This is a genomic window from Mesorhizobium muleiense, assembly GCF_900099905.1.
Classification (GTDB): Bacteria; Pseudomonadota; Alphaproteobacteria; order Rhizobiales; family Rhizobiaceae; genus Mesorhizobium; species Mesorhizobium muleiense.
This window is the reverse complement of the sequence record NZ_FNEE01000027.1, coordinates 1-24,623: the sequence shown is the minus strand read 5'-3', so window position 1 is coordinate 24,623 and position 24,623 is coordinate 1. Positions and strand designations below refer to the sequence as shown.

At 62.8% G+C, this 24,623-nt stretch carries 21 protein-coding genes; 11 read left to right on the top strand and 10 right to left on the bottom strand.

Features of this window, described 5'->3' with window-relative positions; all coding sequences use genetic code 11:
• Positions 1-41: 41 nt before the first annotated feature.
• The 3 genes from BLT09_RS29085 to mtnK form a co-directional block, all read right to left on the bottom strand.
• Positions 42-869 (bottom strand): phosphogluconate dehydrogenase C-terminal domain-containing protein, encoded by an 828-nt coding sequence (locus tag BLT09_RS29085; RefSeq protein WP_091599862.1) that lies wholly within the window; start codon positions 867-869, stop codon positions 42-44.
• Between the two features lie 302 nt (positions 870-1,171).
• Complete coding sequence (gene mtnA, locus BLT09_RS29080) at positions 1,172-2,263, bottom strand: S-methyl-5-thioribose-1-phosphate isomerase (protein ID WP_091599860.1); 1,092 nt, start codon at positions 2,261-2,263, stop codon at positions 1,172-1,174.
• Positions 2,260-3,531 (bottom strand): S-methyl-5-thioribose kinase, encoded by a 1,272-nt coding sequence (gene mtnK, locus BLT09_RS29075; RefSeq protein WP_091599858.1) that lies wholly within the window; start codon positions 3,529-3,531, stop codon positions 2,260-2,262. Before mtnK ends, mtnA begins: the two co-directional genes overlap by 4 nt.
• Positions 3,532-3,666: 135 nt before the next feature.
• On the opposite strand from mtnK, the gene BLT09_RS29070 reads away from it, so the two are divergent.
• From BLT09_RS29070 to BLT09_RS29060, 3 genes are all read left to right on the top strand, one after another.
• Entirely contained in the window at positions 3,667-5,178 is a 1,512-nt protein-coding gene (locus BLT09_RS29070) for a sugar ABC transporter ATP-binding protein (RefSeq protein ID WP_091599856.1), read from the top strand.
• A 35-nt stretch (positions 5,179-5,213) separates the two neighbouring features.
• Positions 5,214-6,233: an ABC transporter permease gene (locus tag BLT09_RS29065; protein WP_236473080.1), complete on the top strand. Its 1,020-nt coding sequence runs from the start codon at positions 5,214-5,216 to the stop codon at positions 6,231-6,233.
• A 62-nt stretch (positions 6,234-6,295) separates the two neighbouring features.
• Positions 6,296-7,351, top strand: a complete 1,056-nt coding sequence (locus BLT09_RS29060) for a substrate-binding domain-containing protein (RefSeq protein WP_091599852.1) — start codon at positions 6,296-6,298, stop codon at positions 7,349-7,351.
• An 88-nt stretch (positions 7,352-7,439) separates the two neighbouring features.
• On the opposite strand, the gene BLT09_RS29055 is transcribed toward BLT09_RS29060, so the two are convergent.
• The 4 genes from BLT09_RS29055 to BLT09_RS29040 form a co-directional block, all read right to left on the bottom strand.
• On the bottom strand, positions 7,440-7,727 hold the full coding sequence (locus BLT09_RS29055; RefSeq protein ID WP_091599850.1) for a type II toxin-antitoxin system RelE/ParE family toxin: 288 nt from the start codon (positions 7,725-7,727) through the stop codon (positions 7,440-7,442).
• Complete coding sequence (locus BLT09_RS29050; RefSeq protein ID WP_413468400.1) at positions 7,720-7,980, bottom strand: type II toxin-antitoxin system ParD family antitoxin; 261 nt, start codon at positions 7,978-7,980, stop codon at positions 7,720-7,722. Before BLT09_RS29050 ends, BLT09_RS29055 begins: the two co-directional genes overlap by 8 nt.
• A gap of 105 nt (positions 7,981-8,085) precedes the next feature.
• A complete protein-coding gene (locus tag BLT09_RS29045; RefSeq protein ID WP_091599846.1) occupies positions 8,086-10,140 on the bottom strand; it encodes a bifunctional aldolase/short-chain dehydrogenase in 2,055 nt (684 codons plus the stop codon).
• A gap of 84 nt (positions 10,141-10,224) precedes the next feature.
• Entirely contained in the window at positions 10,225-11,190 is a 966-nt protein-coding gene (locus tag BLT09_RS29040; protein WP_091599844.1) for a sugar-binding transcriptional regulator, read from the bottom strand.
• Between the two features lie 137 nt (positions 11,191-11,327).
• Between BLT09_RS29040 and BLT09_RS29035 the strand changes: the two genes are divergently transcribed.
• From BLT09_RS29035 to BLT09_RS29025, 3 genes are read left to right on the top strand one after another with little or no spacing between them, the layout of a single operon-like run.
• A complete protein-coding gene (locus BLT09_RS29035; protein WP_077381476.1) occupies positions 11,328-11,573 on the top strand; it encodes a type II toxin-antitoxin system ParD family antitoxin in 246 nt (81 codons plus the stop codon).
• A 2-nt stretch (positions 11,574-11,575) separates the two neighbouring features.
• Entirely contained in the window at positions 11,576-11,905 is a 330-nt protein-coding gene (locus BLT09_RS29030; RefSeq protein WP_091599842.1) for a type II toxin-antitoxin system RelE/ParE family toxin, read from the top strand.
• Between the two features lie 58 nt (positions 11,906-11,963).
• Complete coding sequence (locus BLT09_RS29025) at positions 11,964-13,601, top strand: acyl-CoA synthetase (RefSeq protein ID WP_091599840.1); 1,638 nt, start codon at positions 11,964-11,966, stop codon at positions 13,599-13,601.
• Between the two features lie 298 nt (positions 13,602-13,899).
• On the opposite strand, the gene BLT09_RS34535 is transcribed toward BLT09_RS29025, so the two are convergent.
• The gene (locus BLT09_RS34535) at positions 13,900-14,070 is read right to left on the bottom strand and encodes a VOC family protein (protein ID WP_167366570.1); all 171 of its coding nucleotides are present in this window, start codon (positions 14,068-14,070) and stop codon (positions 13,900-13,902) included.
• 155 nt (positions 14,071-14,225) lie between these two features.
• Here BLT09_RS34535 and BLT09_RS29015 point away from each other — a divergent pair, with 155 nt between their 5' ends.
• Complete coding sequence (locus BLT09_RS29015; RefSeq protein WP_091599838.1) at positions 14,226-15,749, top strand: MFS transporter; 1,524 nt, start codon at positions 14,226-14,228, stop codon at positions 15,747-15,749.
• 163 nt (positions 15,750-15,912) lie between these two features.
• Here the strand turns inward: BLT09_RS29015 and BLT09_RS29010 are convergent, their stop codons facing one another.
• Both BLT09_RS29010 and BLT09_RS29005 read right to left on the bottom strand, forming a co-directional pair.
• The gene (locus BLT09_RS29010; protein WP_091599836.1) at positions 15,913-16,806 is read right to left on the bottom strand and encodes a PhzF family phenazine biosynthesis protein; all 894 of its coding nucleotides are present in this window, start codon (positions 16,804-16,806) and stop codon (positions 15,913-15,915) included.
• Positions 16,807-16,858: 52 nt separating this feature from the next.
• Positions 16,859-17,212 carry a VOC family protein gene (locus BLT09_RS29005; protein ID WP_091599833.1) on the bottom strand — a complete coding sequence of 118 codons (354 nt, stop codon included), beginning with the start codon at positions 17,210-17,212 and terminating at the stop codon, positions 16,859-16,861.
• Between the two features lie 229 nt (positions 17,213-17,441).
• Here BLT09_RS29005 and BLT09_RS29000 point away from each other — a divergent pair, with 229 nt between their 5' ends.
• From BLT09_RS29000 to BLT09_RS28985, 4 genes are all read left to right on the top strand, one after another.
• On the top strand, positions 17,442-18,050 hold the full coding sequence (locus BLT09_RS29000; RefSeq protein ID WP_091599945.1) for a TetR/AcrR family transcriptional regulator: 609 nt from the start codon (positions 17,442-17,444) through the stop codon (positions 18,048-18,050).
• Between the two features lie 74 nt (positions 18,051-18,124).
• Positions 18,125-19,264 carry an efflux RND transporter periplasmic adaptor subunit gene (locus BLT09_RS28995; RefSeq protein WP_244529167.1) on the top strand — a complete coding sequence of 380 codons (1,140 nt, stop codon included), beginning with the start codon at positions 18,125-18,127 and terminating at the stop codon, positions 19,262-19,264.
• 352 nt (positions 19,265-19,616) lie between these two features.
• On the top strand, positions 19,617-22,772 hold the full coding sequence (locus BLT09_RS28990) for an efflux RND transporter permease subunit (protein ID WP_091599832.1): 3,156 nt from the start codon (positions 19,617-19,619) through the stop codon (positions 22,770-22,772).
• 254 nt (positions 22,773-23,026) lie between these two features.
• Positions 23,027-24,520, top strand: a complete 1,494-nt coding sequence (locus BLT09_RS28985) for an aldehyde dehydrogenase family protein (protein ID WP_091599830.1) — start codon at positions 23,027-23,029, stop codon at positions 24,518-24,520.
• The last annotated feature ends 103 nt before the right edge of the window (positions 24,521-24,623 follow it).

Here is a 24,623-nt window from a genome sequence, read left to right as displayed (position 1 = left end):
GTACCTTCTCCTACGAGAGGAGAAGGAGGGCGGCTTCCGCCTCAGGTGATGCGCTGGATGCTCGCTGCAATCTCTTCCGGCTCGAAGACCCGCTTCCAGTCTTCGCGCATCAGCACCGGCTTGCCGAACTCGATAGCCTTGTTGCAGGCGTCGGAGAACACGCCCTTGGTCTCGCCGAAGATGACGGCGCCGAGCACATTCATGTGGCCAAGCAGGAAGTCGAGCGCGGCCTGCTGGTCGACTCCGCGCGCGACGACCTCGTCGACCGCTTCCTTCATGACGACCAGCAGCGAAGCGCAGACGGTCTCCGAAAGGCCCGGCTCGAGCAGCGCCATCTGGTCAACCGTGACGCGATGCGACCGCATCACCGGGGCCCAGATGATCTTGGCGATCGCTTCGCCCTTGGCGAAATCCTCCTCCGGTCCCTGCATCAGCGCGCTGACCATATGCTGCTTGGCCTTGACGCCGCCGAAATAGTCCTTCTTGGCCGCCATGTCCGTCTCGTCGTTGAAGATCGGCGGATGGCAGGGATGGGTGACGAAATAGGTCAGGTCCGGCCGCTTCGGCAAATGACCGGCGAAAGGCGCTGCGGCGTCGAGCACGACCACCATTGTGCCGGGCGCAAGCTTGCCCTCGATGCTGGCCGCGACCTTGCCGATATGGGTGTCGGGAACCGCCAGGATAACCACCTCGGCGCCGTTCAGGGCTTCATCGGCGCTGACCGCGTCGAGGCCCAGCCCGATCTTAAGCCGCTCGCGGCCGGCGTCGCTGACCTCGACATGGCGTACGATGTAGGGAGAGCCGCGAAAATTGGTCGACAGGCGGTAACCCATTTTGCCGCCGGCACCAAACAGCGCAATCGTAGTCATCTAGCCCTACTCCTGATCTTCAACGATGACCCTGCCGATCGTCACCTTAGTAACTGGTATAATCACACTACCATCGATTGGCAACCCGTTTGGGACGAACGCGTTCACGAGAGCCAATTCCGCAGTCCCGCGCCGTCGGCTGCGCCAGCTGGTGGCGGCCTTGTCGGATCATGTGGTGGATCGACATCGCATTTGGCATTGCCGGCGAGGCCGGGTCTTTTCAGGGGTCCGGCGAGCCGTCAGTCTTGATATTTAGGGTCCGCTGCCAACCGTCTCAGCAGTATCCGTGGGAGCAGGATCCATCAGCGTTCGGGAAACATCGCCTTCAAGCCGTCGCGCGACGCCCTGGCGACGCCGCGTTCGGTGATCAATCCGGTGACCAGCCGCGCCGGCGTCACGTCGAAGGCCGGGTTTGCCGCGGGCGTCGTCTCCGGCGAGATGCGGACCTGCGCAATCTCGCCACTCGCGGTCTTGCCCCAGACCAGTGAGACCTCGTCGCTGGAACGCTGTTCGATCGGGATTTCGGCCAGCCCGTCACCCACGGTCCAGTCGATGGTTGGCGACGGCAGCGCGACATAGAACGGCACGTCGTTGTCGGCGGCGGCCAGCGCCTTCAGATAGGTGCCGATCTTGTTGCAGACATCGCCGTCGGCGGTGGTGCGGTCGGTGCCGACGATGACCATGTCGATCTGGCCGCGCTGCATCAGATGGCCGCCGGCATTGTCGACGATCAGTGTATGCGGCACACCGTGGCCGGCCATCTCCCATGCGGTCAACTGGGCGCCCTGGTTGCGCGGGCGGGTTTCATCGACATAGACATGAACGGGAATGCCGGCTTCCGTTGCCAGATAGATCGGCGCCGTGGCGGTGCCGTAGTCGACGGTGGCCAGCCAGCCGGCATTGCAGTGGGTCAGGATGTTGACCGGCTCGCCCGGTTGCTTGCGTGCTGCGATTTCCCTGATGATCTCAAGCCCATTGACGCCGATGGCGCGGTTGAGGCCGACATCCTCGTCGGCGATTTCGCCGGCGCGCCGGTAAGCCGCCTCGGCGCGCTGTCCTGATGGAAGCGGCCGCAGCAAATTGCGCATCTCATCGAGCGCCCAGCGCAGATTGATCGCGGTCGGGCGGGTTTCGTGCAAGACCTCCCAGACGCCGTCGAGTGCCGCATCCGAAGGGTCGTCGGCCATCTGCATGGCGACGCCATAGGCGGCGGTGACGCCGATCAGCGGCGCGCCGCGCACCCACATGTCGCGGATCGCCGTGGCGATGCCGGCAACGGTGTTGACTTTTTCGACGCGGAAATCATGCGGCAGCCAGCGCTGGTCGATGATCTCCACCGAACGCCCGTCATCGCTCAGCCAGATGGTGCGGTAGTGGCGGTCGCCGACGTTCAAATCCTGTTCTCCCGTTCGATCAGTGCGGACAGTTTGTTGACCTCGTCGATGCTGTGGATCTGGCGCCGGTTGACGGCGATGTGACGGCCGAATTTCAGCGCCTTTGCCTCACATGTGGCGCGCAGATCGGCGTCGGCAATGGTCTCGAAATCGGCGTTGTGCGCGAGGCCCAGAATGCGCCTGTGCACCTCGACGCCGGCAAAGCCCAGCATGTCGGTCCACACCTGGTGCAGCATGTGGTCGAGCGCCTGTTCGGCGCCAAGCCTGTCGCCCTGATCCTCGAACAGGCTTTGCTGGTAGAGCATGCCGGTGCGCTCGGTCCGCCACAGATGCGAGAACTCGCTGCGGAACACCGACCATGTCTCGACCGTCACTCCGAGCAGATAGGCGCGCATGGCGTCGCGCGTTCCGTTCTGCTCGTGGCCACGCTGCGAAAAGAACGCCATCCAGAAATTGGCGAGCAGCATGCCGACGTCGAAGGCGATCGGGCCGTAGAAGGCGAATTCGGGATCGATCATCCGCGTTTCTGTCTCGGTGACCATGATCGAGCCGGAATGCAGGTCGCCGTGCAGCAGCGTCTCTGCATTGGCCGCAAAAATGTGCTTAAGCCGCTGCGCCTCGACCTTGAGGTCGCGGTCGGCGCGCAATTCTGCAACGATGCTGTCGAGCTGCGGGCTCGTATGCCGGTTCATCCTGGCATCGAAATACGGGTCCGAGAACACCAGGTTCTCGGTGATGTCGCAAAGCTCGACATTGTCGGCGAACAGCGCCAGATCGGCCTTGCGATCCCTGGTCGCCATATGCAGGTCGGAGCCGCGAAACAGGGTGCGGGCCATGAACAGGCCGATGTCCCTGGCGATGTTGGGCAGTTGCCGGCCCTCGATCAGCGCGCGCCGCAGGATGATGTGCGGCGACAGATATTCCATGATGATCAGCGCCTGGCCTTCGTCGAAGTGATGGATCGCCGGCACCGAACCGGGCGCTCTAGCCTGCTGCCGGGTCAGTGCGTGATATTCGAAGAAGGAACGTTTTAGCGGCAGCGGCCAGCTGTCGCCGACCAGGCGGACATAGGGCAGGGCCTGCTTGACGACGGCCGCACCCTGCGCACCCTCGACGATGAACACCAGGTTCAGATTGCCGTCGCCGACCTCGCGAACCTTCCAGCGGCTCGTGTCCTTGCCGATATGCGAGCACAGCGCCGCGTTGGCGCCGAGGCGTGCCGCCAGTGTTTCGACCGACAGTGCTTCGAACGGCAATTTCCCAGTCATCCTCACCTCCCGTTTACGTGCTCTCATCTTAGTGGAGCCATCACGGTTGGTCCAAGCTAGGAAGCCCTCTGGCAATTGTCAATCGTGTTGACAATTGCCGGAACAGCCCATAGCGTCGTCGCCAGGGAGGAACGAATGGGCAATGATGCCGTGTTCCGCGTCGACGGCCTGAGGAAATCCTTCGGCCCTATCGAGGTGCTTGGCGGCGTCTCGCTCGATTTGCATGCCGGTGAATTGACCGTGCTGATGGGCGCCAACGGCGCCGGCAAATCCACCTTGGTCAAGATCATCAGCGGCGTTTATGAGCGCGGCAGCGGCACGATGAGCCTCGCCGACCAAAACTTCGCGCCGAAAACGCCGGCGGCGGCGATCCGCGCCGGCGTCGTCACCGTCCATCAGAACATCAATGACGGTGTCGTCACCGATCTCGACGTTGCCACCAATTTGACGCTCGACAGGCTGAGCGGCAGCGGCGCGCCGACCCTGTTCAATTCGGGCCGGGTGCGCCGCGAGGCAAAGGCGGTTGCCGACCGCATGGGGCTGATGATCGACCTGAAGGCCCGGATCAGCGATCTCTCGCTGGCCGATCGCCAGATGGTGGCGATTGCCCGCGCCATGGCGCATCAGCCGAAAGTGCTGATCCTCGACGAGCCGACCTCGTCCTTGTCCAGTGCCGAGGCCGACCGGCTGTTCGCGCTGCTCGACAGGCTTCGCGAGCAGGGCGTCGCCATCCTCTACATCTCGCACCGCATGTCGGACATCAGGCGGCTTGCCGACCGGATCGTCTCGATGCGCGACGGCGTCATCTCAGGCGTTTTCGACAGCAAGCCGCTCGATTATGAAGGCGCGGTCAACGCCATGCTCGGCCGCAAGATCCACCTCGACCGGATCGTCGCCAGGAATTCGGCCAGGCCAGTCCTGACGATCGACGGGTTGCGCATTGCCGAACGTTCCAGCCCGATCTCGCTGACGCTCGGCGACGGCGAGGTCGTTGCCATCACTGGCCTCGTCGGCGTCGGCAAGACAGCGCTCGCCGAGACGCTGTTTGGCGCCCGCAAGCCGCTGTCCGGCACCATGGTGCTGAACGGCAAAGCCTATGCACCGGGGTCGACAGGCGAGGCGATCGCCGCCGGCGTGTTTCTCGTCGCCAAGGACCGGGGCGAAAACGGGATCGTCGGCGACTTCAACATCCAGAAAAATATCAGCCTGCCGTTCCACAGGCGGATGTCGCGTTTGGGCGTCCTCAAGGGCCGCGTCGAGCGCGCCATCGCCCGCCGGCAGATCGGGGAGTTGGGCATCGTCTGCCGCTCGGAGAAGGACGAAATGTCGGCGCTTTCCGGCGGCAACCAGCAGAAGGTGATGGTCGCCCGCTGGATGTCGCAGGCGGCAAGACTGTTCATACTGGACGAGCCGTTTCAGGGCGTCGACATTTCAGCCAGGCGCGACATCGCCGCCAAGCTGCGGGCGAGCGCGAACGGCCGTGCGACGCTGCTGTTCGTCACCGAGCTCGACGAGGCGCTGGAGACCGCCGACCGCATCCTGGTGATGTCGGAGCAGACAATCGTCGGTGAGCATCGCAACGCCGACATCGACCTCGAGCGCCTGCTGGCCGAAGTGGCGGGCGGGCCGCTGCACAGCGCAGCGTGAGGCGGGCAGATAATGGGACGTGGAATGGAGAGGGCATGAGTTCGGGTTGGGTAAGGATGGCAGCCGCGCGCGGCCATGCCATCCGCTATGGCTTCATCGTTCTGCTGTTCGGGTTGATCGCCTATTTCGCCATCGCCGCCGATGGCTTCGTCTCGCCGCAGAGCGCCGTCTTCATCTTCCAGTCCGTCGCCATCACCGGCGTGCTGGCGCTCGGCGTCACCGCCACCCTGGTCGTCGGCGGCTTCGACCTGTCGATCGGCTCCGTCGCCACCAGCGCCATGATGGCGGCCGCCTATGTCATGGTGGTGCTGGAGCAGAACGCTGTCGTCGCGGTTGTCGCCTGTCTCGCGATCGGCGTCATCGTCGGCCTCATCAATGGCTGGCTGATCGTCTATATGCGTGTACCGGACCTTCTGGCGACGCTCGGCATGATGTTCCTGCTCGTCGGCTTGCAGCGAATCCCGACCGAGGGCCGCTCGATCGCCACCGGCATGACGATGCCTGACGGCTCGGTCGCCAACGGCACGTTCGGCGCCGGCTTCCTGGCGCTCGGCCGCCACCGCTTCGATTTCTTCATCCCCAACCTCATCCCGGTTTCGGTCGTCGTGCTGCTCGTGCTTGCGGTGCTGATCTGGTTCTTTCTCGAATACACCCGTTTCGGCCGCATGATGTATGCGGTCGGCAGCAACCAACGGGCTGCCGAGCTCGCCGGCGCGCCTGTCAAGGCATACAAAATCTGGGCATACGTTATTTCAGGGGTTTTTGCCTCGATCGGCGGCATTTTGCTCGCTGCCCGGCTTGGACGCGGCGACATCGCCTCGGGTAATAATCTCCTGCTGGACGCAGTGGCTGCGGCACTCATCGGCTACGCGGTTCTTGGCGCCGCCAAGCCGAACGCCTTCGGCACGGCTGTCGGCGCGGTGTTTGTCGGCGTGCTGCTGCAGGGCCTGACGATGATGAACGCGCCCTATTACACGCAGGATTTCATAAAGGGCGTGGTTCTCGTGATTGCCCTGGTCTTCACCTTCGCCCTTTCCGGCAGGGGCAACAGGTAGGATTTCGACGGACAGGATTTTCGACCGGCTAAAATTTGAATTCAACAAGTGGAGGAGACAGCATGAAGATCACAAGAAGAGTTTTGGGGAAGGCAGCAATCGGGTTTGCCGGTGCTGCGCTGCTGATGCAGGTCCCGGCGATGGCGCAGGACAGGCCGGCGCCGTTCGACAAGCCCGGCGCCGTCAAGATCGCGCTGGTCCGCTATCTCTCGACCGGCGACTTCTTCCAGGCCTATCTGTCCGGTGTCGAAGCGCAGGCCAAGGCGCTTGGCGTCGATCTGCGCGTCCTCGACAGCCGTCAGGATGCCGCCCTTCAGGCGGACATGGTCGACCAGGCCATCGCGCTCGGCGTTCAGGGCATCATCATCCAGCACGGCTTGACGGAATCGATGAAGGAAGCCGCCCAGCGCGCGGTCGACGCCGGCATCAAGGTCGTCGCCTTCGACGTCAACCTCGAGAACCCCAAAATACCGCAGATCGAGCAGTCCGACCGCGACCTTGCACGCCTCGCTCTCGAGCAGGCAATCAAGGACAATGGCGAGGGCTGGAAGGCCGGCTACGTCTATGTCGCCGGCATCGCGCCGCTCGACCGCCGCAACGAGACCTGGGTCGAGTTCAAGAAGAAATATCCCGGCATCAACGAGGCGGCGATGTTCGGCACGCTCGACAACCCGATCGCCAATTCCGTCGCCAACCAGGCCCGTTCGGTGCTGTCGGCCAACCCCGACATCAAGGTGATGTTCGCGCCCTTTGACGAATTCGCCAAGGGGGTGAAGATCGCCGTCGACGAGGCCGGCCTGTCACAGGACATCAAGATCTATTCGGCCGACATCTCGACCTCCGACATCGCCGCGATGCGCGAGCCCGACAGCGCCTGGGCGGCAACGGCTGCCACCAACCCGGCCGTCGTCGGCCAGGTTTCGGTGCGCGCGCTGGCGCAGCTTTTGGCCGGCGAAGACCCCGGCCAAAACGTCATCGTGCCGCCGACGCTGATCAGCCAGAAGGACCTGATCGACAAGGACATCAAGAACATGGAAGACCTCTCGGCCAAGCTGCCGCAGTTCGCCCATGCCGATGTCGCGATGCCGGCCTGGATGCCGAACCCCAACGCCAAATAAGCGTACCATCACAGGCCCAAGGGAAGAGCGGCTCGCGGGCGGGCCGCTCTTTTCCAGGTCTGAATGCCTGCGCCGTCAGGCTCGTGGTTTACAGCCAGTGCTCCGGATCGCGCATCCCGTGGACGATCGCCACGACCAGGATGCCTTCCAGCTGCGGTTCGTAGATGACGATGTAGCGGCCCTCGATGAGCACGCGGGCCGTCACACTCAACTCTGGCCTGGCTGTGCCCATCTTGGGGTGCTCCGCCGCCAGTTCCAGTTTGTCAAAAATGCGCATAAGCAGCTTGTCGGCTGCCTTTTCATTCTCGATTGCGATAGTGTGCCAAATATCCCGCAAATCTTGCGAGGCGCGCGGCGTGAGCCGATATCTAGCCACGGGCGCGGCGTTCTGCCTTCAAACCGCGTATGAACTCGGCGGGTTCGACTTCCACCGGCTTGCCGCTGGCCATGCCGTCGGCATAGGCCCGCTTCAAGTGTTCCAACTCCAAGGCGCGCAATTCCTCGCGCTGTTCCCACAGGCGCAGAGCGTCGCGGACAATTTCGCTGTTAGAGGCATATCCCCCGCCTTCGACAGCGCTTTGCAGGCGGGCCGCCTGTTGCGGGGTGAGGGATATGGTAAGGGTGCGCATGGGATGGGTTTTCATGCTTGGCCATGTATCATATCTCACAAGGTCTAACAATCTTTGTTAGGATTCTCCGGTGATCTCTCACCGCGAGAATGGCAAAGTTCCAAGCTACCGCAGCGCCGCCGCGATATTGCCGCCATCCACCGTCGTCACATTGGCGGTGGTGCGCTCTGCCAGCGCCTGATGCAGGAAGGCCTGGGCGACGTCTTCGGCCGTCACTTCCTGCCCGAGCAGATTGCCCGCCATATATTCCTTTTCCGAGACCCCGCGGGCGCTCGAACGGCTGGCGATCATCGCGTCGGTCAACAGCCCGGAACGGATGCGGTCGGCGTTGACGGCATTGGAGCGGATGCCGTGGGCGCCGTAGTCGACAGCATATTGCCTGGACAGGAAAAGCGTCGCCGCCTTTGGCATGCCATAGGCGCCGAACTTCGGACCCGGATTGATCGCCTGCTTGGAGGTGTTGAACAAAAGCACGCCGCCGGTGCCCTGCTCGAGCATGATGCGCACTGCGTTCTGCGCCGCCGACTGGTGGGCGAAGAAATTGAGCTCGAAGCTCTTGCGCAAAGTGGCGTCGTCGAGTTCGCCGATCCTGCCTTCCCAGGCCGCACCGGCATTCGAAACGAGGATGTCGAGGCCGCCGTAGACGGCGACCGCCTTGTCGAAGGCAGCGCGCATCTGCGCCGGGTCGGTGATGTCGGCGCCGACGCCGATCGAACCGTTGCCGGCCTTTTTTGCCGCCTCCGTCGCCCTCGCCGCGTCGAGATCGACGACGACCGCATGAGCGCCATTGTCGGCGAACAGCTTTGCCGTGGCGGCACCGATCGCGCCGGCGCCGCCGGTGACCAGCACAATCTGGCCGGTCAGCGGCTTCGGCTTGTTGGCGGCGAGCTTGGCCTGTTCCAGCGACCAGTACTCGAGCGGGAACAGGTCGGCCTTGGACAGTGGATGGAAATCGCCGATTGCTTCGGCGCCGCGCACCGCCTCGATCCACATTTCACCGACGTCGGAGGCAATCTTCGCGTCCTTCAGCGTGCGGCCATGGCCGAACATGCCGAGCCCCGGCACCAGCGTCAGGCGCGGCATCTGGTCGAGCATAGTGCGCTTCACATCGTCGAGCGCGTCGTTGGTCTCGAAGTAGGCGCGATAGTCCCTGGCGAAGTTTTCGACATGCTGGCGAATGACGGATTTGTAGTCGCCGATCTTGTCCGCGTCCGGCGCCGGCAACGCCATCGGTCCGGTCTTGATGCGGATCGACAGGTCGGGCGTCGACACGCCGCGCCCGGCATAGTCGGCAATTTTTGCCGAATTGATGAAATCGACGATCGCGTCCGAGGTGCGGAAATCGCTGATCATGCGGTCGAAGCGGCCTTCGCCGCGCGCCACCGCCACCGCGCCGCGCAGCATCGGCGCAATCTCCGCAGGCTTCGCCAGCCTGGCCGGCAAGGCGGTTTTTTCGCTACGCGGCTTGCCGTGGCTGGCGATGAAATCCTCGGCGATATCAACATAATGGATCATCCGGTCGTAAGCCTGCTTGGCATCGTCGCCGAAGGTGAAAATGCCATGCTTGTCGAGGATCAGGCCTTCGACCGTCGGGTCGGCGTCGAAGACATCGGCAGCCGCCTTCGCCAGGTCGAATCCCGGCATGATGTAGGGCACGAACCCCATCTTGTTGCCAAAAACCTTCTTGCTCAGCGCCTCGCTGTCGTCCTGGTCGACAATGGCGAGGATGGCGGTCGAGTGCGTATGGTCGACGAATTTATGCGGCAGGAAGGCGTGCAGCAGTGTCTCGACTGAAGGGTTGGGCGAAGACGGATCGATCAGGTTCACCCGCTGCAGCGCCACCATGTCTTCGTCGGAGAGTTTTTTGAGCGACCGCGCCTTGAGCAGCGCGCCGAGCTTGACCGCCGGCAGGCCCTGCGGCTCGATGATGCCCATGTCCCAGCCGCTGCCCTTGACGCAGAGCACGTCCCATTCGTCGCCGACGAGATCGATGGCCTTTGTCTTGCACGATGTGTTGCCGCCGCCATGCAGGACAAGCCGCGGTTCGCCGCCCAGAAGCCTGGTCGTGTAGACGCGCAGCGCCAGGTCGCGTGCCACGCCCTTCATCGCATAGTCGGCAACCAGCTTCTCCGCGTCGCCGTCATTCCACAGGTTCTTCATGTTCGCTTCGTCCGGTTGTTTTTGTTGTAAAACAGGAATGCCGCGACGCCTTGATGACAATGCCTCCGCGGCGGCTTGTGTTCTCTAGGCGACCTTTTCTGCTGCCGGTCCGGCATCGTCGAGCAGCCGTCGCGCCATCCGGGCGCCGACCACCAGATGCGTGCATAGCCCACCCGCGATCGCCGCCACCAGCGGTCCGAACTTGCTGTCCTCCTGCACCACCACGAGACGCTTTTCAATCTTGCGCAGCGATGACAGCTCCGCCGAAATGATCCGCCTGTTGTAGCTGCAGTCGAGCGCCTTGCCTTGCGCGTCGATGATCTGACCGGCGATGACGCCGGCAGCCCCGGCACGACGCAGCACCTCCATTTCGCTGGCAGTCAGCGCGCCGCATTTGACGACATGGCTGTCGGCGTCGACGGTGCCGACCGAGTAAAGCGCCAGATTGCACGCGCTGATGCCCGACAACTGCTCGCGGATCACCGGCTCGTCGCGCAGGCTGCGCGCCAGTTCCTCTGTCGTCAGCACCAGCGGCGCATAGAAATTGAGTCCCTTGGCATTGAGCCGGCGGGCGATTTCCATGGTGCATTGGTCGGGCCGGTAGGAATAGGGGGCTCCCAGATTGCCGCAGAGCTGCACCACCGTGACATCCTGCAGATCGGCATAGGACATGATGTCGGCGATCGTATAGATGGTCCTCCCCCAGGCGACGCCGATGCGATCGCCCTTCTTGATCAGCTCGAGAAAGACGCTGGCCGCCAGCACCGCGATGTCGGTCGACGGATCGGCGACATGGCCGTTTTCCGGCGCTATCCAGACGGCATCGAGCTTCAATGCGTCTTCGAGTTTGCGCGCCATGACGTCGTCGGTGAAAAGCTGGGTCGAGGTCGAGATGTTGACGATGCCGGTCTCGCGCGCTTTGCGCAGATACATGGCGACCGAGGCGCGGGAAATCTTGAGCTGGCTGGCGACCTGGTCCTGGCGCAAGCCGTGGGCATAGTAGAGCCAGGCGGCCTTATGGATAAGCTGTTCTGCCGGTCGGATCGCCATGCCATCTCCTCGCTGACATTATTCACGGCTGTCGACAAAAGTCAAATTGTGGAATCTTGGTGAACTGCGGGTATTGTCGATGCCAGTGATTGCGCCATTTTTGTTATCGGGATAAAAACTGAACAGGAGGCCTGACAATGAACGTATCATTGGGTGAGCGCTGGGAAACTTTCGTGTCCAACATTGTCAAGCGGGGCCGCTACGGTTCTGCCAGCGAAGTCGTGCGCGAAGGCTTGCGCCTGGTCGAAGAACGCGAGGAAAAGCTAAAGGCGCTACGCGCCATGCTGGATAAGTCATTTGCTGACGACGGCGAAGCGACCGAGCAGGACATTGACGCGGCTGTGGAAGCCAAGGCTGAGCAACTCGCAAAGGAAGGCTTCTAGGAGTGCCACGGCTGCGTATGTTGCCGTCGGTACAGACAGATTTGGTCAATATCTTTGAATACGTCGCTCGCGAAAGCGGCAGCCTGGTGCTTGGCCGCCGTTTTGTGGATGCTCTGCGCCAGAAATGCCGTGATCTGGCGAGCTTGCAGGCGACGATCGGTCGTGCTCGCCCCGATCTCCGGCCGGACATCCGGAGTTTCGCTTTCCGGGGATACGTCATTTTCTTCCGCTATAATGGAGATTGCTTTGAGGTGGCGAACAGCATCGAAGGGCATCGCGACATCAACGCGTTATGGTCAGAAGGCGAAGGCGGGCAGGGGCGCCAGGAGTAGCTGAGGCGGCCTCGCTCGCCAGCGTCCCGAAGCGTTCGATAAACATGGGGAGGACGGGATGGGCAATCCCTACGAACAGGATCTCGGCAGGAATCCAGCCAACCACCAGCCGCTGACGCCGCTCAGCTATCTGGAACGGGCGGCAAGGACCTTTCCCGCCCATGTCGCGATCATCCATGGCCGCCAGCGCACGACCTATCGTGATTTCTGGCGGCGATCGCTGAAGCTTGCCTCGGCGCTGCAAAAACGCGGCATCGGCAAGGGCGACACCGTCACCGTCATGCTGTCCAACACGCCGCCGATGCTGGAAGCGCATTTCGGCGTGCCGATGACCAAGGCGGTGCTGCATTCGCTCAACACCCGCCTCGATGCCGCCGTCATCGCCTTCCAGCTCGACCATGCCGAAACCAAGGTGCTTGTCGTCGATCGCGAATTCGGGGGCGTCGTCAGCAAGGCGCTGGCGCTGGCCAGGGTAAAACCGCTGGTCATCGACTATGACGATCCCGAATACGCCACTGATGCGCCCTATCCCAAGGGCGAGCGGATCGGCTCGCTCGACTACGAGACCTTCGTCGCGGGTGGCGACGAGGATTTCGCCTGGTCGATGCCGGACGACGAATGGGATGCGATTTCGCTCAACTACACCTCCGGCACGACAGGCAATCCCAAGGGCGTCGTCTATCACCATCGCGGTGCAGCACTGATGGCCTATGCCAACACCATCCATGCCGGCATGGGCAAGCATGCGGTCTATCTGTGGACGCTGCCGATGTTCCACTGCAATGGCTGGTGCTTTCCTTGGACGCTGGCCGTGCAGGCCGGCACCCATGTCTGCCTGCGCTGGGTGCGGCCGAAGCCGATCTACGACGCCATCGCCGACCACGGCGTCACCCATTTGTGCGGCGCGCCGGTGGTGATGTCGGTGCTGATCAACGCCAGCGACGAGGACAAGCGGCAATTTCCGCAGACGGTCACCTTCAACACCGCTGCGGCACCGCCGCCGGAAGCGGTGCTGTCGGGCATGGCCGATGCGGGTTTTGCCGTCACCCACCTCTATGGCCTGACCGAGACCTATGGCCCGGCTGTCGTCAACGAATGGCATGGCGAGTGGGATGGGCTGGAGAAGGGACAGAAGGCGGCGAGGAAGGCCAGGCAAGGCGTGCGCTATGCCGCGCTCGAGGATCTGACGGTGATGGACCCCGAGACGATGGAGGCGACGCCGGCCGACGGCGAAACGATCGGCGAGGTCATGTTCCGCGGCAACATCGTCATGAAGGGCTATCTGAAGAACCGCAAGGCGAGCGACGAGGCCTTCGCCGGCGGCTGGTTCCACTCGGGCGACCTCGGCGTCATGCATCCCGACGGCTACATCCAGCTCAAGGACCGCTCCAAGGACATCATCATTTCCGGCGGCGAGAACATCTCCTCGATCGAAGTCGAGGAGGCGCTCTACAAGCACGGCGCGGTCGCCTCCTGCGGCGTCGTCGCCAGGCCCGACGACAAATGGGGCGAGGTGCCGGTCGCCTATGTCGAGCTGAAGCCGGGCAGGACGGCGACCGAGGCCGAGATCATCGATCACTGCCGCGCGCTGCTCGCCCGCTTCAAAATGCCGAAAGCTGTGATCTTCGCCGAAATCCCGAAGACCTCGACCGGCAAGATCCAGAAGTTCCGGCTCAGGGAGATGGCAAAGGGGTAGGTGCCGTTAGCGTCACGACGGTGCAGAGCGTTTGATGGCAGCGGGACAGCGCCCCCCTCTGCCCTGCCGGACATCTCCCCCACTTGGGGGGAGATTGGCTGTCATCGCCGCTTTCGCCAACTTTCAACATTGCAGGACTAGCTGGGCGCTAAAACCGCCAATCTCCCCCCTCGTGGGGGAGATGTCCGGCAGGACAGAGGGGGGCGCGAAGGATCACGACAGATCAGAATTTAGCCTGAGCCGCCGCTCATGCCGGGAACCGGCAATTGGGCCCGTTCAGTATTGCGAACAATTTTTTCTACCGAAGATGCGAGAGCAGGTTGAGCAGCTTGCCGGCCGGGTCGGCAATGAAGAAGCGTCTTACTCCCCACGGTTCGTCGGTCCGATCATAGACCACTCTGCAACCGATCTCGTTCGCGCGAAGACAAACCGCGTCGACATTGTCGACCTCGATCGACAGATCAGCCACCGGGGTGCCTGAGCCGCACTCAACAACGTGCCTCGCAACACCCGGATCGGCTGAACGGAGCAAAAAGATCACTCAGTGTCGGATCGAGTGCCTCCCGATCGTCCTCGATACAGAACCGACTCCACGGAAGAAGATCTAGAAGGAGGAGCATTCTGATGGAGCACACTGAGCGGGGCCCCAGGGCTACACGGCGCGAATGGACCGGGCTCGCGGTTATCGCGCTGCCTTGCCTGCTCTATTCCATGGACTTGACGGTTTTGAATTTGGCTGTGCCGCGGTTGAGCGCAGCCTTGAGGCCTTCGAGTTCGCAACTTCTGTGGATCGTGGACATTTATGGCTTTCTGCTTGCCGGATGCCTGATCACGATGGGCACGCTGGGTGACCGCATCGGCCGCCGCAGACTGCTTTTGATCGGCGCGGTAACATTTGCAATTGCTTCGGTCTTCGCGGCGTTCTCCACAAGCGCCGAAATGTTGATCGTCTCGCGTGCGCTGCTCGGGATTGCCGCAGCGACACTTGCGCCGTCCACCCTTTCGTTGATCCGCAACATGTTCCTCGATCCGAGGGAGCGCACGGTTGCGATCGGCGTCTGGATCGCCAGCTTCTCGGCGGGCGCTGCCATCGGTCCGCTGGTCGGGGGCATCCTGCTGAGCTATTTCTGGTGGGGTTCCGTGTTCCTCGTGGCCGTACCGGTCATGGTCGCGTTGCTGGTGTTCGGTCCAATGGTCCTGCCCGAGTATCGCGATCCCGAAGCGGGTCGGCTCGACATCTTGAGCGCCGCGCTGTCACTTGTCGCGGTGCTTTCGGTGATTTACGGCATCAAGGAAATCGCCGAACATGGATTCGGCCTGGAGGCGGCCTTCGCCATTGTCTTCGGCGCGGCTGTCGGCGCCGTTTTCGTCTTGCGTCAACCACGGCTGAAAAATCCCCTGGTCGATCTGCGGCTCTTTCGCTCGCGCGCCTTCAGCGCTTCATTGGCGGTCAACGTTCTCGGCTTCTTCGTCGCGTTCGGCTCATTTCTCTTCATCGCGCAATATCTGCAGCTGGTGCTCGGGATGGGACCCTTTGTAGCGGGCCTTTGGACGGTGCCTTCCGCCATCGCTTTCATCGCCGGTTCGATGCTGACGCCGATCGCGGTCGGTAAGGCTCGCCCGGGCTATGTGATGGCTGCCGGCCTTGCGCTCGCGGCAGTGGGATTCCTTATTCTCACCCGCAGTGGCGGCCGAGCCGATCTCGCGGTCATCGTCACAGGCTACAGCGTCTTCTCCCTGGGCCTTGCACCGGTGTTCACTTTGGCCACCGACCTCATCGTGGGCACCGTTGAACCCGGGCAAGCCGGTGCGGCCTCGGGCCTCGCGGAAACCAGCAGTGAGTTGGGCGGCGCGCTCGGCATCGCGATCCTTGGCAGCATCGTCACCGCCATCTATCGCAGCGGCGTGACCGGGATGGTCGCGGATGGGGTGTCCGAACAAGAAATCAGAGTTGCCAAGGACACGCTTGGAGGCGCCGTCGCAGTTGCAATCGCCTTACCGGAGACGCTCGGTTCCGATCTACTCGGCAAAGCGCGGGAGGCGTTCACTCAGGCGTTCCAGATGACGGCCGGTATCTGCGCGTTGGTGGCGCTGGCTGCGGCCATCCTTGCGGGGGTCCTGTTGCAAAAAGTACGGGGGCAGGTCTGAGGCTGGGCAGCAGCCAGCAAAAGCTGCGACACCAACCGACCCCTGAGGCCTAAGCACGACACGGAACAGAGGAGGAAACCCATGCCGATTTTCGGACTATCGCCTGGAGGTCAAGACGAGACCCTTTCTCGGCCATGGGCGCAAAGGCCGCCGCGGTCAGCGACTAGATCGAAAACGCCCCGCTCGCCACCACGATGCCACGTCCACACACGCTCACCGAGCCGGCATCGACATCGACCTCGATGATGCTGGTACGTCCGAGCGCCGTGCCTTGTTCGACCTTGATGACGCCGGGCTGCGCAACACCGTGTGCAACCAGATGTGCGGCGAGCGGACCAGCCGCCGTACCGGTCGCCGGATCCTCGGCAATGCCGACGGTCGGGTTGAAAAAACGTGCATACGCTGTGGTTCCCCGCTGTAGCGGATCAAGTGAGAAGACGTAGCAGCCTTCCCCGCCGACCTCGTTGAGCAGGTCGAAAAGCTGTTTGGCGTCAGGCGAAATCCGGTCGACGGCTTGGCGATCGCGAATTGGCACCAGGAGATGGGCAGCACCGGTCGAGACCACCTGGCAAGGCAGGACGTCCGTTATTTCTTCAGTATTTAGGCCAAGTGCCGCAGCAAGAGCGCCAGGATTTGAGATCTGCCGGCCGGCCACTGGGGCTTCTTGCCGCATAACGACCTTTTCGAGTTTCCCCTGGCTTTGCCAGATGGCCAATGGATGTACCAAATCGCCGATCTGTTGGTGAAACCATGTTGGGCCATCGCCCAGCTCGAGCCGCCCCGCTGCAGCGAGCCACCACCAGGCCCCTAGCGTGTTGTGGCCGCCTGCGCCGAAAACCTCCACGCCTTTCGGCGTGAAAGAGCGCAATTTCCAATCGGCGTCCGCCCGGGTCGCCGGTAGGACAAAAGTGGTTTCGGACTGGTTGAACTCACGGGCAATGTTCTGCATCAGCTCGAGCGCCAACTCGTCACCGCCATCGACCACCGCAAGGGAATTGCCAGTCAGCGGCTCTACCGCGAAGACATCGACGAAATGAAATGGAATTGTTCTGCTCATGGTTTTTCCTCCGAGAACCGCAATTGGGCCCGTTCAGTTTGCAGAACAATCTCTACCGAAGATGCGAGAGCACGTTGAGCAGCTTGCCGGTCGGGTCGGCAATGAAGAAGCGTCTTACCCCCCACGGTTCGTCGGTCAAATCATAGACCACTCTGCAACCGATCTCGTTCGCGCGAAGATAAACCGCGTCGACATTGTCGACCTCGATCGACAGATCAGGCACCGGGGTGCCTGAGCCGCCCTGGCTGGCGATGCTGATCTGGGGGACGGTGGTTTCGCTGGACGCCAGCGTGACGAGCCAGCCGTGATCCATGACGGCATCGAGCCCGAACAAGTCGGTATAGAACTTCCGAACATCCGGAATGCTGTCTGTTGCGATGTTCGAGACGATGCGCAGCACGGTCATTCCATGTCTCCTTCACAGCTTGGCGTATCTCCACAGCTTCGATGATAACGCATTGCTGCGCTGCGGGGACCCGCAGCAGGCTTCGTTAACGCTGTTCACGCCCAGGTTGTATCAACAGGTGTCGCCGGTCGCCCAGAAAGGTTAACATCACCTGTTGACAGGCGGGCGATTTCGAATTACGAGTGACGAAATTCAAAATTCGTCACTCGTAATGAGCTACTGATACATGATGCATGACACCCTCGACACGACGGCTGACCTGGTCCGGCAGGAGAATGTCGCGCGCATCCTCGATTGCGCAGAGCGACTGTTCCGCCACTACGGCTACGGCAAGACCAATGTCGCCGACATAGCCCGTGAACTCGGCATGTCGACGGCCAACATCTACCGTTTCTTCGCCTCCAAGGTTGAGATCCACCAGGCGGTTTGCGGCCGTATGCTCGCTACCTGCTACCAACTAACCTACGACGCCTGCCATAGTCCCGGAACGGCCAGCGACAGGCTTCGCCGCTACGTGCAAACGCACTATCAGTGGACCCGCGACACCATGCTCGACCAGGAGAAGGTGCACGAAATGGTCGTCGTCGCCATCGAGCGCGATTGGCATGTCATCGAGAAGCATATCGACAGGATCCGCGGCTTGGTCGAGGAGGTGATCCGCGAGGGAATCGCGGCCGGCGAGTTTGCCGACCAGGACCCGGAAGTCGCTTCGCGGTGTTTCGGCGCCGCTATCATCACCCTGTGTCACCCGCAGATGGTCGCCCAGTGCCTTGCCAAGAACAACCGGGCGATGCCGGACGAGCTTATCGAGTTTGCCATCAGGGCCTTGAAGAAATGACCGGCGGCGTCCGCCGCGCGTCGACAATCCATCTCCAGTTCGGGAGTACGCAAGTGTCTTTGTCCAAATCCATCATGAACAGGCTGCCGGCCATTGGTCCGGCTCTGGTCGTCGTCGCGGCGCTTGGGCTCGCCGGTTGCTCGCAAGAAAAAGTGGAAGTCAAGGACATCGTCCGGCCGGTCAAGGTCGTCGAGATCGCCAAGGCGAACGATACCCGTGAGCTCTCCTACTCCGGATCGGTGCGTGCCCGCACCGAGATGAATCTCGGCTTCCGCATCAACGGCAAGATCACCGAGCGCCTGGTCGACATCGGCCAGCGCGTCAAGCCGGGCGACGTTCTGGCCCGCATCGATCCCGCCGACTACGACCTTTCGGTCAACAGCGCCGAGGCCAGCCTCGAGGCCGCCGAGCGGCAGGTCGAGACAACGGGCCTTGCCCGCCGTCGTGCCGAACAGCTGTTTGCCAAGAAGTTCTCCTCGAAATCGCAGCTCGAACAGGCGACGCTCAGCTATGATCAGGCGGTCGCCACCCGCAATTCCGCCCGTTCAGCGCTTGACCAGGCGAAGAACCAGGTTCTCTACACCGACCTCAAGGCGGACAGGAATGGCATCGTCACGTCAGTCACCGCCGATGTCGGTCAGGTGGTCGGCTCCGGCACGCCGGTTGTGACCGTTGCCGTCGATGGCGAAAAGGAAGTGCTGATCGCCGTGCCGGAAACGGATATCGCCCAGTTCAAGCCGGGCAAGGACGTCAAGGCAAGCTTCTGGTCCGACGAAGCGCTGACGCTCGACGGCAAGGTCCGTGAAGTCGCCGGCAGCGCCGATCAGCAGTCGCGTACCTTTGCCGTTCGCGTCAGCCTGCCCAGCGATCCGCGCGTGCTTCTCGGCATGACCGCGAATATCGAGGCTTCGGCCGCCAACAACAGCCTGCAAAGCGTATCGATCCCGTTGAGCGCGCTGGCGCAAAAGGACGGCCAGCAGATCGTCTGGACCGTGGACCGCAACGGCGAGACCGTCCATGCGCGTCCGATCAAGGTCGCCGAGTTCACCGCCGACGGCGTGCATGTTGCCGAAGGATTGAAACCCGGCGATGTCGTCGTTGCGGCGGGCACGCAATTCATGACCGAAAATCTGAAAGTCAAGCTGGCCGGCGATGCGGTGCAGCAGTCGGCATCGGCGGACGATGATGGCGACGCCGTCAGGCGCGTGCGCTGACGGCCAGGCAGAAAACGGCTTTTCCTCGCATCGGCGCAAGCCGCGAGGTCAAGCGGTTCACGGTTTCCGGGCGGCAGGCGCCCGATTGTCGAGACGTCAGGTCGATGTACCCCCCCCGACATCGATCCTGGCGCCCCACCGCGATGAGTGTCTCTCCGCTCGGAAAGCCTCGCCGCCCGGAAGCCAGAGCATGATCCCGAAAAGTGGAAGCCGGTTTTCGGAAAAGATCATGCTCGAACAGGAAAGATGGAGCCCCATCCCGATCCTATCGGGATGGAACAGGCTCCAGCATTAGAAGCTCCGTGGGCATGCCATGTGCGTGCGCTGACGATCAGACAGATGGACTGGCGCTATGACCACCGACACCACCGACACCAATGAAAAACGGCCCTTCAATCTTTCGCGGTGGGCGATCGGGCACCCGAGCATTGCGCGGTTCCTGTTCGGCCTGATCATCGTTGCCGGTGCGCTCGGCCTGATGCGCATGGGCCAGAAGGAAGATCCGGATTTCACCTTCCGCGTCATGGTCGTCCAGGCGGTCTGGCCCGGTGCCTCGATCCAGGAGATGGAGGACCAGGTCGTCAACAAGATCGAGCGCAAGCTGCAGGAAACGCCGCATCTCGATTTCGTCCGTTCCTACACGCGCGCCGGCAGCGCCATCATCACCTTGCAGGTGGAAGGCGACACCAATCCGACCCAGGTCGCGGATGCCTTTTACCAGGTACGCAAGAAGGTCGGCGATATCGCCAATGAGCTGCCCCAGGGGCTGCTTGGGCCTTACTTCAACGACGAATTCGGCGACACTTTCATCACCCTGCATTCGATCAGCGGCGATGGTTACAGCTATCCCGAGCTGAAGAAATTGGCCATCCAGGCGCGTGACATGCTGCTGACCACGCCCGGCGTCGAGAAGGCCGTGATCATCGGCGACCAGCCGGAAAAACTCTATATCGACGTTTCGTCCAAGGTGCTTGCCGAGCGCGGCCTGACACTCACCGATCTGCAGAACGCGATCAAGGGCCAGAACAATGTCGATCCGGCAGGCTCGGTCGACACCGGCCAGCGCTCTGTGCGCATCTCGGTCGAGGGCAGCGTGACGGAGGCAGCCGACATCCGCGAACTTCGCCTGCGCGCCGGCAATCAGGTGACGCGCCTCGGCGACATCGCAACCGTGACCACAGGTCTCGAGGATCCCTATCAGCGCAAATACCGCTTCAACGGCCAGGACAGCGTCCAGGTCGGCGTCGTCATGGCCAAGGGCTTCAACGTCACCGATGTCGGCAAGGAGGTCGAGGCGACCTATCACCGCTTCGAAGAGGCCTTGCCCTACGGCGTTTCGGTCGATCAGATCGCCGACCAGCCGGAAGTCGTGCGGGACGCGGTGAGCGAGTTCATGACGGCGCTCGGCGAGGCGCTGCTGATCGTGCTTGTCGTTTCGTTCCTGACGATCGGCTGGCGTTCGGGCCTGGTGATCGCAATCACCATTCCGCTCGTTCTGGCCGCCACCTTCGCCATCATGTACGAGATCGGCATCGATCTGCAGCGCATTTCGCTTGGCGCGCTGATCATCGCGCTCGGCCTGCTTGTCGACGACGCGATGATCGTCGTCGAAATGATGGAACGCAAGCTCGAGGAAGGAATGGTCAAGATCGAGGCGGCGAGCTTCGCTTACACCTCGACGGCCTTCCCGATGCTGACCGGCACGCTGATCACCACCGCCGGCTTCATCCCGGTCGGCTTCGCGGCTTCGACGGCCGGCGAATATGTGCGCACGCTGTTCTACGTCGTCGGCATCGCGCTGGTCGTCTCATGGTTCGTGGCGGTCTATTTCACGCCGTGGCTTGGTCACATGATCCTCAAGCAGCGAAAACACGCCGGCAGCCATCACGATGTCTTCGACACGCGCTTTTATCGCCGGCTTCGCGCCACCGTCAGCTGGTCCGTGCGCCACCGCATCATCGTGCTGGTCATGACGCTGGTGACCTTCGTCACCAGCCTGTGGGCGTTCCAGTTCATCCCGCAGAATTTCTTCCCGCAGTCGTCGCGTCCGGAAATCCTTGTCGACCTCTGGCTGCCGGAAGGCACCAGCATCAAGGAAGTCGAGACGCAGGCCAAGGCGCTCGAAACCAGAATGATGGACGACAAGGACAAGCGCTTCATCGCCACCTATATCGGCGAGGGCGCGCCGCGTTTCTTCCTGCCGCTCGACCAGCAGCTCCGCAATCCGAATTTTGCCCAGCTTCTGGTGATGGCCAATGACGAACCGGCCCGCGAACGGCTGATCGTCAAGCTGCGCACCATTCTGGCCGAGGATTTCCCGTCGGTCCGCGCCAAGGTCGACCGCCTGTTCCTCGGGCCGCCCACCGGCTGGCCGGTGCAGATGCGCGTCATGGGCCCGGATCGCCAGGAGGTGCGCCGCATCGCCGACGAGGTGAAGGCGAAGTTTCAGGCAAATCCGCTGCTCGGCGCCGTCCACGACGATTGGCTCGAGCCGGTGCCGGAGATGAAGCTGGTGATCGACCAGGATCGCGCCCGTGCGCTCGGCGTCACCTCGCAGCGCATCCGCCAGATGCTGCAGGCGACCATGTCGGGAGCGCCGCTCGATGATTTCCGTGATGGCGAGGAGACGGTTTCGATCGTCGCTCGCGAGCCGGAGGCAAGCCGCCACCTGCTGTCGGCGGTCGACTCGATCTCTGTCCCGACGGATTTCGGTGGCTTCGTGCCGCTGTCGCAGGTCGCCAAGGTCGTCCCGGTGCTGGAGCAAGGTGTCGAATGGCGGCGCGACCGCCTGCCGACCATCAGCGTGCGCGCCACGCTGCCGGACGGCGTGCAGTCGAACGATGTCGTCATGAAGATGTACAGCGAGATGCAGGGCCTGCGGGACGGTCTGGCGCCTGGCTATAACATCGAGATCCAGGGCGGCGCCGAGGATTCGGCCGAAAGCCAGGCCTCGATTGCTGCGAAAGCTCCAATCATGCTGGCCGTAATCGTCGTGCTGCTGATGATCCAGCTGCAGCATTTCGGCAAGGCGATGCTGGTGCTGGCGACCGGTCCGCTCGGCATCATCGGTGCTGCGGCGGCACTTTTGATCAGTGGCGCGCCGTTCGGCTTCGTCGCCATTCTCGGCGTCATCGCGCTGCTTGGCATCATCATGCGCAACTCGATCATCCTGGTTGACCAGATCGACCAGGACATCGCAGCCGGCATGGAACGCTCGGAGGCCATCATCGGCTCGGCAGTCCGCCGTTTCCGGCCGATCATGCTGACGGCGCTGACGGCGGTCCTGGCACTGATCCCGATCTCGCGCGGCGTCTTCTGGGGGCCGCTCGCCTATGCCATGATGGGCGGCATCCTCGTTGCCACGGTGCTGACCATCCTCGTCCTTCCGGCAGGCTATGCCTTGTTCTTCGGCCGGGAGCGCAAGAAGGTCGAGGACGCGGCGCCGGCCGCCGAGCCGAAACTGGCGGAAAACGATGACCAGCCGCAACTGCCCCTGGCGGCTGAATAGGGTCGAGGCAGTCGCGCAGGTTGGCGCCGCCCTCATCTGGCTGCCGCCATCTTCTCCCCGTATAGTGACGGGGAGAAGGACGCCTGCGCAAAGGATTTCGCCAATCTCCAGCGCTGCAAAAAAGCGCCGAGCGTGCGGCCAGCCCCTTCTCCCCGTCACTATACGGGGAGAAGTGCCCGGCAGGGCGATGAGGGGCGGCGCCGAGATCGATAATTAATCTCAAGTGAGGCTACCGCGCGCCGGAGGAGGACGTCATGACCATAGCTCAGGCACCGGTGGCGCTGCGCCGGCCGATCGACGGACGCCACCGCAAAATGTTCGTCGATGGCGCCTGGGTCGACGCCCGCTCTGGCAGGATCATGGAGACCCGCAATCCGGCCACCGGCGCGGTCATTGCCACGGTGCCGCGCGGCGACCGCCAGGATGTTGAGCTGGCGGTGGCCGCAGCGCGCAGGGCCTTCGACGGGCCGTGGAGCCGGTACAAACCCTATGAGCGGCAGGTGCTGCTGCTCAGGATCGCCGATCTCTTCGAAAAGCACTGGGAGGAGATCAGCCGCTCGGACACCACCGACATGGGCATGCCGATCGTGCGCACCCTGGCCAACCGCAATCGTGTTATCGGCATGCTGCGCTATTATGCCGGCATGGCGACCTCCCTGCACGGCGAGACGATCGAGAACTCGCTGCCGGGCGAAATCGTCTCCTTTACGCGCAAGGAGCCGGTCGGCGTCGTCGGCGCCATCATCCCGTGGAACGCCCCGACGGCCGCTTCGATCTGGAAGATCGGACCGGCGCTGGCGACCGGCTGCACCGTGGTGCTGAAACCGTCGGAAGAGGCGCCGCTGACGCCGCTTCTGATCGCCGACATCATGAACGAGGCCGGCGTTCCGCCAGGCGTCGTCAACATCGTGACCGGCACCGGCGCCGAGGCAGGCGCCGCCCTTGCCGAGCATATGGGCGTCGACAAGATCGTCTTCACCGGCTCGACGGCAACCGGCCAGTCGATCGTCCGCGCCTCGGCCGGCAACCTCAAGCGCGTCTCGCTGGAGCTTGGCGGCAAGTCGCCGGTCATCGTCTGCGCCGACGCCGATCTCGACAAGGCGGTGCCGGTGGCGGCGATGTCGGTGTTCGCCAATTCCGGCCAGATCTGCATCGCCGGCTCGCGCCTGTTCGTCGAATGCTCCATCCATGATGAATTCATCGAGCGGCTGGCGACCTATGCCAAGGGTCTCAGGATCGGCGACGGCATCGATCCGGCGACCGAGATCGGCCCACTCGTCTCCGAAAAGCAGCTGCAACGGGTCGCCTCGTATCTCGAGGCCGGCGCGGCGGAGGGCGCGACCCTCGTCACCGGCGGTCAACGCCTCATGGAAGGTGCGCTGGCCGCCGGCAATTTCGTCGCGCCGACCGTCTTTGCCGATGTCTCGGACGACATGAGGATCGCGCGCGAGGAGATCTTCGGGCCGGTGATTTCGGCGCTGCCGTTCGATACGCTCGATGAGGCGGTCGAGCGTGCCAACAACACGCCCTACGGTCTTGCCGCCGGGGTCTTCACCCGCAATGTCGCCACCGCCCACCAGCTGTCGCGAAAAATCCGCGCCGGCTCAGTCTGGGTGAACACCTATCACGCCATCGATCCGGCCGTGCCCTTCGGCGGCTACAAGATGAGCGGCTACGGCCGCGAGGGCGGTGCCGAGCACCTCGACGAGTATCTCAACACCAAGGGCGTGTTCATCAAGATCGATTGAGCGATCTTACCTTCTCCCCTTGTGAGGGCTTTGCACGGGGGCCGAAGTTTGGCGCAGATGGCGCATGGGGCGTTTTTTGAAACGCAATCAGGCCACATTGGCC

Coding starts and splice junctions, on each gene's coding strand:
- BLT09_RS29085 (WP_091599862.1), bottom strand. CDS start 869: ATGACTACGATTGCGCTGTTTGGTGCCGGCGGCAAAATGGGTTACCGC.
- mtnK (WP_091599858.1), bottom strand. CDS start 3,531: ATGACTGGGAAATTGCCGTTCGAAGCACTGTCGGTCGAAACACTGGCG.
- BLT09_RS29070 (WP_091599856.1), top strand. CDS start 3,667: ATGGGCAATGATGCCGTGTTCCGCGTCGACGGCCTGAGGAAATCCTTC.
- BLT09_RS29065 (WP_236473080.1), top strand. CDS start 5,214: ATGAGTTCGGGTTGGGTAAGGATGGCAGCCGCGCGCGGCCATGCCATC.
- BLT09_RS29060 (WP_091599852.1), top strand. CDS start 6,296: ATGAAGATCACAAGAAGAGTTTTGGGGAAGGCAGCAATCGGGTTTGCC.
- BLT09_RS29050 (WP_413468400.1), bottom strand. CDS start 7,980: ATGCGCACCCTTACCATATCCCTCACCCCGCAACAGGCGGCCCGCCTG.
- BLT09_RS29045 (WP_091599846.1), bottom strand. CDS start 10,140: ATGAAGAACCTGTGGAATGACGGCGACGCGGAGAAGCTGGTTGCCGAC.
- BLT09_RS29040 (WP_091599844.1), bottom strand. CDS start 11,190: ATGGCGATCCGACCGGCAGAACAGCTTATCCATAAGGCCGCCTGGCTC.
- BLT09_RS29035 (WP_077381476.1), top strand. CDS start 11,328: ATGAACGTATCATTGGGTGAGCGCTGGGAAACTTTCGTGTCCAACATT.
- BLT09_RS29025 (WP_091599840.1), top strand. CDS start 11,964: ATGGGCAATCCCTACGAACAGGATCTCGGCAGGAATCCAGCCAACCAC.
- BLT09_RS29015 (WP_091599838.1), top strand. CDS start 14,226: ATGGAGCACACTGAGCGGGGCCCCAGGGCTACACGGCGCGAATGGACC.
- BLT09_RS29010 (WP_091599836.1), bottom strand. CDS start 16,806: ATGAGCAGAACAATTCCATTTCATTTCGTCGATGTCTTCGCGGTAGAG.
- BLT09_RS29005 (WP_091599833.1), bottom strand. CDS start 17,212: ATGACCGTGCTGCGCATCGTCTCGAACATCGCAACAGACAGCATTCCG.
- BLT09_RS29000 (WP_091599945.1), top strand. CDS start 17,442: ATGCATGACACCCTCGACACGACGGCTGACCTGGTCCGGCAGGAGAAT.
- BLT09_RS28995 (WP_244529167.1), top strand. CDS start 18,125: ATGAACAGGCTGCCGGCCATTGGTCCGGCTCTGGTCGTCGTCGCGGCG.
- BLT09_RS28990 (WP_091599832.1), top strand. CDS start 19,617: ATGACCACCGACACCACCGACACCAATGAAAAACGGCCCTTCAATCTT.
- BLT09_RS28985 (WP_091599830.1), top strand. CDS start 23,027: ATGACCATAGCTCAGGCACCGGTGGCGCTGCGCCGGCCGATCGACGGA.